Genomic DNA, 13,107 nt, shown 5'->3' on the forward strand with positions numbered 1-13,107 from the left:
TAGCGTTAGCGCATCCTAACGCAAGCATCGCTTTACTGAAGCAGATTGCGCAGCGTGTCGCAAACAGCGCAGTTTTCCTTCAGTCTGTTACCCTCTACGTTAATTTTTCCAACTTAAGGAATAGAGATTTTATTACTAATGATAGAGTAAATAATATTATTTTTAAGTTAAATTTAAATGTTATTGATTCTAAAGAATTCTTAGTAACTCTTAGATTTTAACTAATTATTCAAAAAAGTTGAAATCAATAATATTTGTCGAAAAACTAATATTCAAGATTTACTTATGTATGTAGCTTTATGGCCGGGGAATGTATATCCTTTAGGTGCAACTTGGGATGGTAAAGGAACAAACTTTGCTTTATTTTCGGAAAATGCAACAGGGGTAGAGCTTTGTTTATTTGATAACGATGACGAAGAAATTCGTATACCTTTGACAGAAAAAAACAATTTTGTTTGGCATGGTTACTTACCAGGAGTTGGCCCAGGTCAAAAGTATGGGTTTAGAGTACATGGGATGTGGGCACCAGAAGTAGGTCATCGATTTAATTCAAATAAACTATTAATTGATCCTTATGCTAAGGCAATTGACGGTGAATTTAGTAACGATCCAGCTGTCTTTGGCTACTCTCTAGACGCTGAGGAAAAAGACTTAGTTTTTTCCGAACTAGATGATGCCAAAATAATGCCCAAGTGTGTTGTGGTCGATCAATCTTTTGATTGGGAAGGCGATAAACTGCTTACTACGCCTTGGTATAGAACTGTTATTTATGAAACTCACGTTAAAGGTTTTACTAAACTACATCCAGATATTCCAGAAGAATTACGCGGTACTTATGCCGGTTTGGCCCATCCGGCTGCAATTCAACACTTACTGCAATTAGGCATTACAGCAGTTGAGTTGATGCCAGTACATCATTTTCTATCTCATCCGGGACATTTAGAAGATAAAGGATTAAGCAATTACTGGGGCTACGATTCCATCAATTATTTTGCCCCTTATTCTAGTTACAGTGCTAGTGGAACTGGAGGAGAACAAGTCACTGAATTTAAGCAAATGGTCAAGGCACTACATTTTGCCGGAATTGAAGTGATCTTAGATGTAGTCTACAACCACACTGGCGAAGGAAATCATTTCGGGCCAACGCTATCTTTGCGAGGTATTGATAATTCTGTATATTACCGTTTGGTAAAGGACGATCCTCGCTACTACATGGACTTTACAGGCTGCGGTAACTCTCTGAATGTGCGTCATGCTCAAGTTCTGAAGTTAATCATGGATAGCTTGCGCTATTGGGTAACAGAAATGCATGTAGATGGCTTCCGCTTTGATTTAGCCTCAGCGCTGGCGCGGGAATTATATGAAGTAGATAACCTATCAGCTTTCTTTGATATTATTCATCAAGACCCAATTTTGGCAGATGTGAAGCTGATTGCTGAACCTTGGGACTTAGGAGAAGGAGGCTATCAAGTCGGGAACTTTCCACTGCGTTGGTCTGAGTGGAATGGTAGATATCGGGATACAGTCAGAGATTTTTGGCGTGGTGTAGATGATAGTTTAGGACAATTTGCTTACTGTTTTACCGGTAGCCCTGACCTATATCAAACCAACGGGCGCAACCCAAATGCAAGTATTAATTTCATAACTGCTCATGATGGTTTCACGTTAAATGATTTGGTCAGCTATAACGAAAAGCATAACCACGCAAACGGGGAAGATAATAGAGATGGTGAAAGCCATAATAGATCCTGGAATTGTGGAGTAGAAGGCGAAACCGACGATCCAGAAGTACTGCGTTTGCGCGAACGGCAACGACGAAACTTTTTAGCAACCCTAATGCTATCTCAAGGTGTCCCAATGCTATTAGAGGGGGATGAAATTGGCTGTAGTCAAAAGGGAAATAATAATGTTTACTGCCAAGACAATGAAATTTCTTGGCGACATTGGGATTTGCATAAAGCGAACTCGGATTTACTAGACTTTACACGCGAACTAATTAATTTTCGCCATCAGCATCCAGTATTTCGGCGGCGTAAATGGTTTCAAGGCCGCCCCATTCACGGTTTAGGTATTAATGATATTGCTTGGTTTAATTCTGATGGCAGTGAAATGACTGAGCAGCAGTGGCTAGTTAGTTATGCCAAAGTAATGGAGATTTTTTTGAATGGGCAGGGAATTGCTACTCCAGGCGATCGTGGTGAGCGGATTATTGATGAAAGTTTTCTAGTATTTTTTAACGCTCACTATGAGTTAATTGAGTTTGCTTTACCCGATGACTTTAAAGAAAAGGTATGGGAGATAGTAATTGACACTAATGAACCTCGGTTTTTAGAACGGGGAAAATTAGTTTCCGGCTCTCAAAGTCTACCAGTTTCAGATCGCTCTCTGATGGTGTTACGCCTGATCGGTTAGCAGTATGAGGAGAAAAAAATACTCAACTTTATAGAAAGAAAAATATATTTTTCTTTCTATAAAGTTGCTAAAATGCCTCAATAATTTTTACTCGTAACTCTAATTAAAAAACGCAGAGCTTCATTTACTGCTTCCGAATTAGGAAACAGTTCTGCAACATCAGGCTCTAAAAAAACTGTCAATTTTTCAAGATTATTAAAATTATATTCACCTTTGATCGTATTAGTGTCTGCCAAACCCTGATTTGATTGAGGTTTATTCTGAATTGTGGTTGTTTGGAAAGATGCAGCATTTAATTTATTAGCTAGTGATTCCCAACTAGTAACTTTCAGATTAAAGTGAGCCTTTGCATCCCGTAATGTTTTAAACTGTTGCTTCAGAAGATCAACAGTATAAATATGCTTCTGAGATACCTGTTTCTCTACATCTATATCTGACTCAACCATATCAACTACTTCATTAATAAGTTGGTCATGATTTTCGGCAATTTGAGCAGCAGCGCCTAAAATTCGAGAAGTTGCTGTTATCTGTACATCAGTCTCTTGTTTAAGGCGATCGGCAATACTGCGAATTTGATCTCCCAGCCTCGCTTTACTTTGTTTTTGCGTGGTTGGTAGTGATTTTTTGCTCATAAGTATGCTTGTTTATTCAGAAAGTATGTCTTTAATTGCCAACCAGATGCGTTTAAATTTTTGTACTACACCTATAGGATTATTAGTTGTTTCTTCTTCCACCGAATCAACTAAAGATTGAATTCTATCCATACGCTCTGCAACAACGTAAAGACTATTTATTGCTTCATCCTTACTTGCTAAAGAGTCACGCAGTAGCACAACCATCTGGGCAATTTCTCGTTTTAGTTTTTCATTCTCGGCTTTCCGGCGAGTTTCCCATCCCTTAATGCTAGCTTTGGAACGACGCTCATGCTTGAGTTCTGCTTTAGCCTCATTGTATAAGGTCAAATACATTTCTTGTTCTGAGTTTACTGACTCATATTTGGTAAGCAATTCAGTTGCTTTTGCTTTTTCTTCGTTGTAGATACAGAGCGTCTGTTGATGACTTTGTTGCTCATCAATATAGAAGCGATAATTTTGAGTGACTTGCTCTTTTAGTTCATTAGCTTCGAGTTGATAAGTTTGGATTTCTCGCTGGTGAACCTGAACTAGCTGGGATATTTTCGCTTTTTCTTCATTGTAGAGACAGAGCGTCTTTTGATGATTTTCTTGCTCATCAAGATAGAAGAGATAATTTTGAGTAAATCGCTCTTTTAGCTTATTAGCTTCGAGTTTTAGCTCATTAGCCTCGATTTGATAAGTTTGAATTTCTTGCTGAACATGAACCAGTTGTGATGCAGCTTCGTTTGCACGTTGTTCTGCTTCATTGCGTTGAGATACAGCATCCTCATTTTCTTTCGCACGTTGTTGCCATTCATCGCGTTGGGCACGAACAGTCATCAATAGCTGTTTAAGCTCATGAAGAGAAGGTGGTTCTTTCTGCTTTGAGTGAAGATGAATAGGAGGTTTGCGCCCTAGATTTTTCATTGCGATAATTTAAGTTACTATGTAAGTATTCGTGATATTTAACTATAAAAATTTAGTTTAGCCGAGATGAACTCATTGAAGTGTGATCTCGGTTCTATTAGTAATATGATCTGATTCTGAGTTGATATATTTTTTAGTCTGCTTCAAACGCTCAAATTCCCAGACGTGCGATCTCAAAGGGCTAGATAGATTGCACTTCCTAAGCAAGCTAGCCTTTAAAAGGCGAAGGGGAATAAGCCTCAAAGCTTCTGCGTTGTAGCAATTACGAATTACGTTAGCATTGAGAAAACTGGAAGCTTCGCAAATACAATAAAAAACAATAATTTATGATTCAAGCCTTACGCAAAGTAGTTACATTCGATGAATTTGTTGCTAAATATCCTGACAACACGGGAAAACGTTATGAATTGCATGATGGAGTAGTAGTTGAGATGCCGCAACCTACAGGCGACCATGAAGAGGTAGTCGGATTTTTAGCCTTTGAAATTACTAGAGAGTGTATTCGTTTAAATCTACCCTACTTCATACCCAAAACAGTATTAGTCAAACCGCCTGAAAATGAATCTGCTTACTCACCAGATGTGCTGATATTAAATCGCCCCAATTTAGTAAACGAACCTCTGTGGAAAAAAGAATCTACTGTAAGTCAAGCGGAATCAATACCTTTAGTAGTTGAGGTAGTGAGTAGCAATTGGCGTGATGATTATTTAAAAAAAGCTGCTGATTATGAGGCTGTAGGTATACCCGAATACTGGATTGTAGACTATGCTGCTTTAGGCGGTAGGCGATTTATTGGCAATCCTAAACAACCAACTGTATCTCTCTACACTTTAATTGAGGGAGAATACCAAGTCAGTCAGTTTCAAGGTAGCGATCGCATTATCTCACCTCTTTTCCCCGAATTAAACTTAACCGCCGAACAGATTTTTCAAGCTGGTGGATACCCTGTATAGCCCTAATAGTGTTAGAAAAGAGCGATTTCCGTTGCAAAGGAAATTTGTTCTCGCAAACTCTTCAGTAAATCTAGAGTTTTTTCGTAAGCAACTTTTTTTCCTTGGTTTTCAAAGTACTCAGATGCTTTTTGTAAATCAGATATCGCTCCTAAATGATATCCTAAGCGATACTGAGCTACCCCCCGATTAACGTAAGCCTGGGCATTACTGGGGTTAAGTTTGATAACTTGGGAAAAATCACGCACTGCACCAAAGTCATCTCCGTTTCGTCCGCAAGCACAACCTCGGTTAAAGTAAGCTCTATAATCGTTAGCATTGAGGCGAATTGCTAGATTAAAGTCGAGCATCGCAGCTTGGATATTTTGCAAGACAAAATGTGCTAAACCTCGGTCATTATAGATATCTGCAAGCAGTAAGCTACTGATTTGAGGAATTTGAGTTAGGGCTAAATTAAAGTCAAGAATTGCCTCCGAGTCTTTCCCATCCCCAGCACGGGCTAGCCCTCGGTTGTAATAGGCTCGAAAATCGGAGGGTTTAAGTGTAACGGCTCGGTTATGATCGACAATGGCAGCAGCATAATCTCCTTGTCTGTAGTGTGCTACTCCCCGGTTCAGATAAGCCTCAAAGTTATCCGGTGCAAAATTTATCGCTTGAGTACAATCTGCGATCGCTTGATGGTAATCTTGTAGTTGGAGATGAGCAAGACAGCGATCGCTATAAGCTACAGCCAAATCTTTCTCAAGTCCAATCGCCTGATTGAAATTCTCTATTGCTTCCTGATAATCACCGCGCCGCATATTATCTACACCCAACTTTAAGAAATCACCCGCTATTATTTGGGTAATTAAAATGGGTGAAGAATGTGCAGGTAAAGTCAAAAAAGTGAGAGGAAAAGCAATAATTATACTGAAAACTAATCGCCAGAAATTACTCATAATACCAAATGAGGATAGGTAGTATTATTTGATATTTTTGGAACAGTCTTTTTATAAAGACTATTAATCCAAAATCCTAAATTGGTATATCCATCCTGTTTGATAATTGCGGCAACTCTAAGATTAGCGGGACAGAAAGCCCCGCTAATTTCTAATTTTTGAAGTTAGATTTTAGTCTACTTCCAACCATTATCTGCTTGTGAAAGCACATAAGCCGCTACATCTTCAATTTGGTTAGACTTCAAACGTTTGCCGAAAGCGGGCATGGCATTTTTACCTTTTGTAACCTGGGAGATAATCGCCTCTGCTGAATACAAACCATTCTTTTGCAAAGCCTCCTTCTTCAGGTTTTTGTCAGCTTGAACCAAATTCTTTCCTCCTGCGTGACAAGAGGCACAATTGGCACTAAATACTTTAGCTCCACTAGCAGCATCTGCTGCCAATGCTGGATTACTGAAGGCAAATGTGAAGATTGCTATGCCTAACAGTATGACTGTAATCATTTTTTTCATTTCGTGTTCTCTCTGCAATAACGGCTTATTCGGTGCAATATCCTCCATAATTGTGAGTTGAGCGGCTGCCATAGTCAAATGACAAGCTGTCAAACTTCGCCCAAAAATTTTTTAACTTTTGCTTAATAAAAATTTTTAATTACGTCTGTAATTTCATCATGAAGAATTCTGTGTTGATTCCCCGCTCCATGATTAAGATATCCCTAATCAACTGCCACTTACAATAATTTGCAGGAAGTGTTTTTAAAATTCACCATGCGCTTGTAAAGATTATAAACCTGGAGTTCTTTAAGTATATTTTATAATAATTAAATGCTTAAAAAACTTATATTTTACGTATTGATATAGTAATCCACTTTGATTACTGAATTTACTTGCTTAGGCAGTGAATAGGGAATAAAGAAGAAGGCATAAATCCGTACTGAGTCTATCAAATAGGAGTCCTAGATCGCTAAATTATAATTATGAAAATTTAGTAAACTCTACTGATTAACATAAAACTACTGCAAGAACCCAAATTTATTTTTCGTGCAGATGCCTTTGAGGATGTTGAAAAAGTCGTAAAATATGCCATAAATCCTGCTTCTATTCCTTTCCCCATTGGCGTCAGCCTGTCGTCAGACAAGCAAAGAGACGCTTTTAAACCCCCATTTAATCCATATTTACTTGTAGAGAATAGAGTAGGGAGGTTAAGTTTCCGAGGCTTAGAAGTTACCAAAAATACTTTTCAAACATCTTCTAAGATTAATGGCATAGATTCAAATATAGTCGATTGATTTAGCTCGATCGAGTTTCTCAATTTTTACTAATGAATTGTGATAATTCGAGTTAATTAGGGAAAAATAAACTCAGGTTATCCAATAGCAACTTTTATGCTAGAGAATCGAGTCGATGTTCCCGGCTATCGAATTGGTGAGAGAATTTACACCAGCAGTCGCACTCTGGTTTACCGAGCTTTGCGAGAGAGCGATCAAACTGCTGTTGCGATAAAACTTCTTAAAAATTCTTATCCCAGTCTGATTGAGTTGGCTCAATTCAAGAATCAGTACACAATTACGAAAATCTTAAATGTTCCTGGGGTTGTTCGGATCTATAGCCTGGAAAATTGTCAGAATCGACCTGCCCTGATCTTAGAAGACTTTGGCGGAATTTCTTTGAAGGAGTATGCTGACACTTGGAGACAGGGATTCAGAAATGTAGCAAGTCAGGAAAAAATCTCACCCTTTTGTCCTGAGTTTTTGAGCGAGTTTTTACAGATTGCGATCGCACTTGCTGATATTCTGGCCGATCTTTACCATCACCAAGTTATCCACAAGGATATCAAACCCGCCAATATCCTGATAAATCCGACCACAAAGGAGGTCAAACTCATTGACTTTAGCATTGCTTCACTGCTACCAAGAGTTAACCAACTTTCAACCAGCCCGACTGTTTTAGAAGGAACCCTCGCCTATATCTCCCCCGAACAAACCGGACGAATGAATCGGGGAATTGATTATCGCACTGACTTCTATTCTCTGGGAGTCACTTTCTATGAACTATTAACTGGGCGATTACCATTTCAATCCGATGATTTGATGGAATTGGTGCATTGTCACATAGCGAAACAACCACCACTTTTAGGGAATAGAGAAGAGATTCCCCAAATTCTTTGTGATATCGTCATGAAACTGATGGCGAAAAATGCTGAAGACCGCTATCAGAATGCATTAGGGCTAAAGCACGATCTGCAAATTTGTTTGGATCAATTGCAGGAAAGTGGAAATATTATCCCGTTTCAGCTAGGGCACAGGGACGTTTGCGATCGCTTTACAATTCCCGAAAAACTCTATGGCCGGGAAGCAGAAGTGGCAATGCTACTAGCAACCTTTGAACGGGTGCGCCAGGGAACTTCTGAAATCATCCTGGTGGCAGGTTCCTCTGGTATTGGGAAAACGGCAATTGTCAACGAAGTTCACAAACCGATCGCCCGTCAGCGCGGATACTTTATCAAAGGCAAATTCGATCAATTTAATCGTAATATTCCCTTTTTTGCTTTGGTGCAAGCATTCCGGGACTTAATAGCACAACTGCTGACAGAGAGTGATGCTCAAATTGACCAGTGGAAGACCCAAATTTTATCTACATTGGGTGAAAGTGGTCAAGTGATTATTGAGGTGATTCCAGAACTCGAACGAATCATTGGCAAGCAGCCCTCTGTCCCAGAATTATCGGGTACTGCTGTCCAAAGCCGCTTCAATTTGCTATTTCAGAAATTCATTCAAGTATTTACAACCCAAGAACATCCCCTGGTCATTTTCCTCGATGATTTACAGTGGGCAGATTTGGCTTCTTTAAAACTGATGCATCTGTTGATGAGTGAAGCCAATAACTCTTATTTGCTAGTGATTGGAGCATATCGAGATAATGAGGTTTCTTCTGCACATCCCTTGATGTTGACCATTGAGGAGATGCGTCAAGAGGCGATTACAATTAGCAGTATTGTCCTTTCTGCCCTTACCGAAGCCGACCTAAATCAACTGATTGCAGATACGCTGAAATATACAGCAGAACAAGCAATTGCGATCGCCAATTTGGTGTATCAAAAGACCAAAGGTAATCCATTTTTCACTAACCAGTTTCTCAAATCGCTGCATGAAGATGGACTGATCGCCTTTGCCAGCAAAACAGGCGATTGGCAGTGCAATCTTGCTCAAATCCGGGCGCTTTCTTTTACAGAAGATATTGTGGAGTTTGTAGTGCTGCAACTCCAAAAATTGCGATCGCAGACTCAGGATGTTCTCAAACTGGCTGCCTGTATTGGCAATCAGTTTGATTTAGAAACCCTATCGGTTGTCTATGAAAAATCTCCAGCCCAAACCGCAGCAGATTTGTGGCCAGCTCTCAAGGATGGATTAATTTTGCCCAATGCTGAAGGATATACATTCTTTCAGGATGAGTCTGTTGTTATAGATGATTTGACAAACGATCGCGGATCGATAACTATTACCTACAAATTTCTCCACGATCGCGTTCAACAAGCTGCTTATTCACTAATTCCGGCCAATCAAAAACCAGCAACTCACCTGAAGATTGGTCAATTGCTGTTAAGTAATACCCCGGAAACTGAGCAAGAATTGCTGATTTTTGAAATTGTTAACCAATTGAATCTTGGCAGAGAACTGATTGGATCTCAGTCCGATCGCGATCGACTGACACAACTTAACCTATTGGCAGGAAAAAAAGCTAAATCTGCTACATCATATCAGGTAGCAATTGAGTATTTAACTACCGGGATTCGTTTATTAAGATCCGACTGTTGGCACACTCAGTATGAATTAGCTCTAGCACTGCACGAATCAGCTGCCGAAGCAGCTTACCTTTGTGGTGCTCATGAACAGATGGAGCAATTGGCTCAAACAGTAATGCAGCAAGCCAAAACTCCACTAGATCAAATCAGCATTTACGAAACCAAAATCCAGGCGTATACAACTCAAAATAATGTACTGGGCGCGATCGCGATCGCTCGCCAGGGAATGAGTCTGTTCGGCGTGGTTTTTCCCGAAACATCCACCCCCGAAGATATTCAGCAAGACCTTCAGGAAACTGCTGCCTTAATTAACGGGCGTGATATTGCTTCCTTGGTTGACTTACCCCTGATGACGGCAAAAGACAAGCTGGCTGTTAACCGAATTGTGGCAAACGTTGCTCCAGCCGTTTACACTGCCGAACCAAATCTGTTTCCTTTAGTCATCCTGTCACAAGTCAAAGCATCAATTCAGTATGGCAATGCTCCATTTTCTCCCTTATGTTATGCCGCCTATGGCATTCTGTTAAACGGAATTCTCCAAGATATTGAAAAAGCCTATCTTTTTGGCAACCTGGCTTTGGCACTAGCTGACAAATTTAATATTAGCGACATTAAACCTAATGTGTTTTATGTTACGGGTGCTTTTATCACCTATTTGAAGTCTCCACTACAAAAATCCTTACAGCTGATACTGGAAGGTTACAAAATTGCTCTGGAAACTAGAAATGTATATTACGTTGCCTTCACTACGAAAGACATCTGTCAGTATTCTTATTTTTTGGGACGAGAACTGAAATCGTTAGAAGAAGACATCCAGGCTTACTGTCATGCTTTAGAAAATTTTAGGCAAGATATGATTCTCAACTACTGCCGTGTCTTCTGGCAAACAGTTTTGAATTTGCTCGGCAAGGCTGAAAATCCCTGTATTTTAACAGGTGAGGTACTTGATGAAGCACAATTTTTGACTCAAATGCATAATGCCAATGACTTGATGGGGCCTCACTACTTCTGGCTGCACAAGTTAATTCTCTGTTATTTGTTTGAAAACATCTCGCAAGCAGTGGAGACAGCCACTCAAGCTAGAGTTTATCTAGTTGCAGGCACGGGCTATGCTACTGTGCCGATATTTTATTTTTATGATTCACTAACGGCTCTGGCAGAATATTCTACAGCTACGGCCGATCGCCGAGAAATCTTACTGGAGCGGGTGACAGAAAACCAGGAAAAAATGAAGACATGGGCGCACCACGCACCCATGAATTATTTGCACAAATTTGAACTAGTAAAAGCCGAAGAATGCCGAGTGTTGGGACTGATGGCGCAGGCTGTGGATCTTTACGATCGCGCGATCGCAGGGGCAAAAGTCAATGGATACATTCAAGAAGTTGCCCTCGCCAATGAATTGGCTGCCCGATTTTACTTGGAATGGCACAAAGAAGCATTGGCGTACCACTTTGTAGAAGCAAGCTACGCGTACCGTTCCCCAGGAAAGTCCACGGAAGGTATCGCTCAAATTTACTTGATGAATGCCTATTACAGTTACCTAAAATGGGGAGCTGTAGCCAAAGTTAAACAGTTGGAGAGCCAATATCCTCAATTCTTGGCTTCGACGAGTTTTCAGGAGGAGGAAAATGCTTCTACAGACTTTAGCCTCACCACTACAATCGGATTCACACACACTAGTACTAGTGGGACTGAAGCCTTAGATTTAGTAACGGCGATCAAAGCCTCTCATGCACTGGCTGGAGAAATTGAGTTAGAAAAGCTGTTGACAACCTTGATGCAGGTTGTAAGCGAAAACGCCGGAGCTGAAAAATCAGTACTCTTGCTGCTTCAAGAGGATAATTGGGTGGTTGCAGCTCAGAGAAACAGCAAAGCGATCGTCGAAGACAAGCGTATGGCTTTGTATGAAAGCCTTGGGGGAAATCTGCACTCATTGCCTCTTTCAGCCAGTCAGGATATTCCTAAAACGGTGGTGAACTATGTATCGCGTACTTCCGAAACCTTAGTGCTAGATGATGCCCGCAAAGAAACCACTTTTGCCAAAGATCCCTACATTATTCAATGGCAACCTAAAAGCTTGCTATGTACGCCTATTCACAATCGTGGCCAGATCGTTGGCATCCTATACCTAGAAAACAGTTTGACGACTGGAGCCTTTACCCAAAACCGTCTTGAAGTTTTGCGGCTGCTTACAGCACAAGCTGCCATCTCGCTGCAAAATGCCATGTTGTATAACAATCTCGCTGTAGCAAAAGCCCAACTAGAGGATTACAGCCATACCTTGGAGCAAAAGGTAGAGCAGAGAACTTTTGAGTTGAATGATAAAAATCAGCATCTCTCGGAAACTTTAGAACAACTGCAACACACCCAAAGCCAACTAATTCAAACTGAAAAAATGTCTTCATTGGGGCAAATGGTGGCAGGTATCGCTCACGAAATTAACAACCCGATTAACTTTATCTATGGCAACGTCACCTATACCAATGAATATTGTCAAAATTTGCTGCATTTAATCGATCTGTATCAACACTACTATCCTCAACCATTTGCTGAGATTCAAGAAGAACTAGAGGCCGTAGATTTAAGCTTCCTCAAATCTGACCTTCAAAAATTACTGCAATCAATGAAAATAGGAGCAGATCGCATCCGCCAGATTGTTCTTTCTCTCCGCAATTTCTCGCGCCTGGATGAGGCTGAAATGAAAACTGTCAATCTTCATGAAGGTATTGATAGCACCTTGTTAATTTTACAGCACCGTCTAGAAGAGAAAACATACCGCCCTGCAATTAATGTGATTAAGGAATATGCCCAACTGCCTGAAGTAAATTGCTACGCTAGTCAGATCAATCAAGTATTTATGAATATTCTTAGCAATGCTATTGATGCATTAGATTCATTATTCACAACTGAACATACACAAACAAAAATTCCCACCATCGAAATTCGTACCAAAATGACTGAGGCTGATACAATAACCATTCAAATTGCAGATAATGGGTCTGGTATGTCTGAAAAGGTGAAACAGCATTTATTTGACCCATTTTTCACAACAAAGCCTATTGGCACAGGAACAGGCTTAGGATTATCGATTAGCTACTCTATTGTAGAAAAACATGGAGGAAGACTAAGTGTAATCTCGGAGCTAGGAAAAGGAGCAGAGTTTTCCGTCTATATACCGTTAAATTCAATAAAGTGAAAAGTTCTATGATTAACGTGAGTTCGACAAGCCCTTTTTTGACCTCTCCCCCAACCCCTCTTTGACACAAAAAGCAGAGCCAAAACTCTAATTTCGTTTGTCTCGTTCTCATGCTCTGCATGGGAATGCTCCTCGTTGAGGCTCTGCCTCCAGTCATAATATTGAGTCAGAGACTCAATGAATGCATTCCCAGTCGAAGACTGGGAACGAGGAAAGTCTTATCAAGCTAGGTTTTTAGGAGTTGTGTATACACGGTAGCTTTGACA

The 13,107-nt window shown here is 40.2% G+C and carries 7 protein-coding genes; 3 read left to right on the forward strand and 4 right to left on the reverse strand.

Annotated elements, in window-relative coordinates; all coding sequences use genetic code 11:
• Positions 1–285 precede the first annotated feature (285 nt).
• Positions 286–2,412 carry a glycogen debranching protein GlgX gene (gene glgX, locus NSTC731_RS01155; RefSeq protein WP_445629250.1) on the forward strand — a complete coding sequence of 709 codons (2,127 nt, stop codon included), beginning with the start codon at positions 286–288 and terminating at the stop codon, positions 2,410–2,412.
• Between the two features lie 77 nt (positions 2,413–2,489).
• Here glgX and NSTC731_RS01160 read toward each other — a convergent pair whose 3' ends face one another.
• Positions 2,490–3,044, reverse strand: coding sequence for a hypothetical protein (locus NSTC731_RS01160; RefSeq protein ID WP_445629251.1), 555 nt, complete (start codon positions 3,042–3,044; stop codon positions 2,490–2,492).
• Between the two features lie 12 nt (positions 3,045–3,056).
• Positions 3,057–3,953 carry a hypothetical protein gene (locus NSTC731_RS01165; RefSeq protein WP_445629252.1) on the reverse strand — a complete coding sequence of 299 codons (897 nt, stop codon included), beginning with the start codon at positions 3,951–3,953 and terminating at the stop codon, positions 3,057–3,059.
• A 326-nt stretch (positions 3,954–4,279) separates the two neighbouring features.
• On the opposite strand from NSTC731_RS01165, the gene NSTC731_RS01170 reads away from it, so the two are divergent.
• Positions 4,280–4,906, forward strand: coding sequence for a Uma2 family endonuclease (locus NSTC731_RS01170; protein WP_445629253.1), 627 nt, complete (start codon positions 4,280–4,282; stop codon positions 4,904–4,906).
• Positions 4,907–4,917: 11 nt separating this feature from the next.
• Here NSTC731_RS01170 and NSTC731_RS01175 read toward each other — a convergent pair whose 3' ends face one another.
• Together NSTC731_RS01175 and petJ are read right to left on the reverse strand one after the other, a co-directional pair.
• Positions 4,918–5,841: a tetratricopeptide repeat protein gene (locus NSTC731_RS01175; RefSeq protein ID WP_445629254.1), complete on the reverse strand. Its 924-nt coding sequence runs from the start codon at positions 5,839–5,841 to the stop codon at positions 4,918–4,920.
• Between the two features lie 176 nt (positions 5,842–6,017).
• The gene (gene petJ, locus NSTC731_RS01180; protein WP_445632250.1) at positions 6,018–6,353 is read right to left on the reverse strand and encodes a cytochrome c6 PetJ; all 336 of its coding nucleotides are present in this window, start codon (positions 6,351–6,353) and stop codon (positions 6,018–6,020) included.
• Positions 6,354–7,225: 872 nt separating this feature from the next.
• Here petJ and NSTC731_RS01185 point away from each other — a divergent pair.
• On the forward strand, positions 7,226–12,841 hold the full coding sequence (locus NSTC731_RS01185; RefSeq protein ID WP_445629255.1) for a trifunctional serine/threonine-protein kinase/ATP-binding protein/sensor histidine kinase: 5,616 nt from the start codon (positions 7,226–7,228) through the stop codon (positions 12,839–12,841).
• Positions 12,842–13,107 lie beyond the last annotated feature (266 nt).

This window comes from Nostoc sp. DSM 114167 (assembly GCF_052692655.1).

What these genes read in the sequence shown, in the direction of transcription:
- glgX (WP_445629250.1), top strand. Translation starts at nt 286, where the DNA reads ATGTATGTAGCTTTATGGCCGGGGAATGTATATCCTTTAGGTGCAACT.
- NSTC731_RS01160 (WP_445629251.1), bottom strand. Translation starts at nt 3,044, where the DNA reads ATGAGCAAAAAATCACTACCAACCACGCAAAAACAAAGTAAAGCGAGG.
- NSTC731_RS01165 (WP_445629252.1), bottom strand. Translation starts at nt 3,953, where the DNA reads ATGAAAAATCTAGGGCGCAAACCTCCTATTCATCTTCACTCAAAGCAG.
- NSTC731_RS01170 (WP_445629253.1), top strand. Translation starts at nt 4,280, where the DNA reads ATGATTCAAGCCTTACGCAAAGTAGTTACATTCGATGAATTTGTTGCT.
- NSTC731_RS01175 (WP_445629254.1), bottom strand. Translation starts at nt 5,841, where the DNA reads ATGAGTAATTTCTGGCGATTAGTTTTCAGTATAATTATTGCTTTTCCT.
- petJ (WP_445632250.1), bottom strand. Translation starts at nt 6,353, where the DNA reads ATGAAAAAAATGATTACAGTCATACTGTTAGGCATAGCAATCTTCACA.
- NSTC731_RS01185 (WP_445629255.1), top strand. Translation starts at nt 7,226, where the DNA reads ATGCTAGAGAATCGAGTCGATGTTCCCGGCTATCGAATTGGTGAGAGA.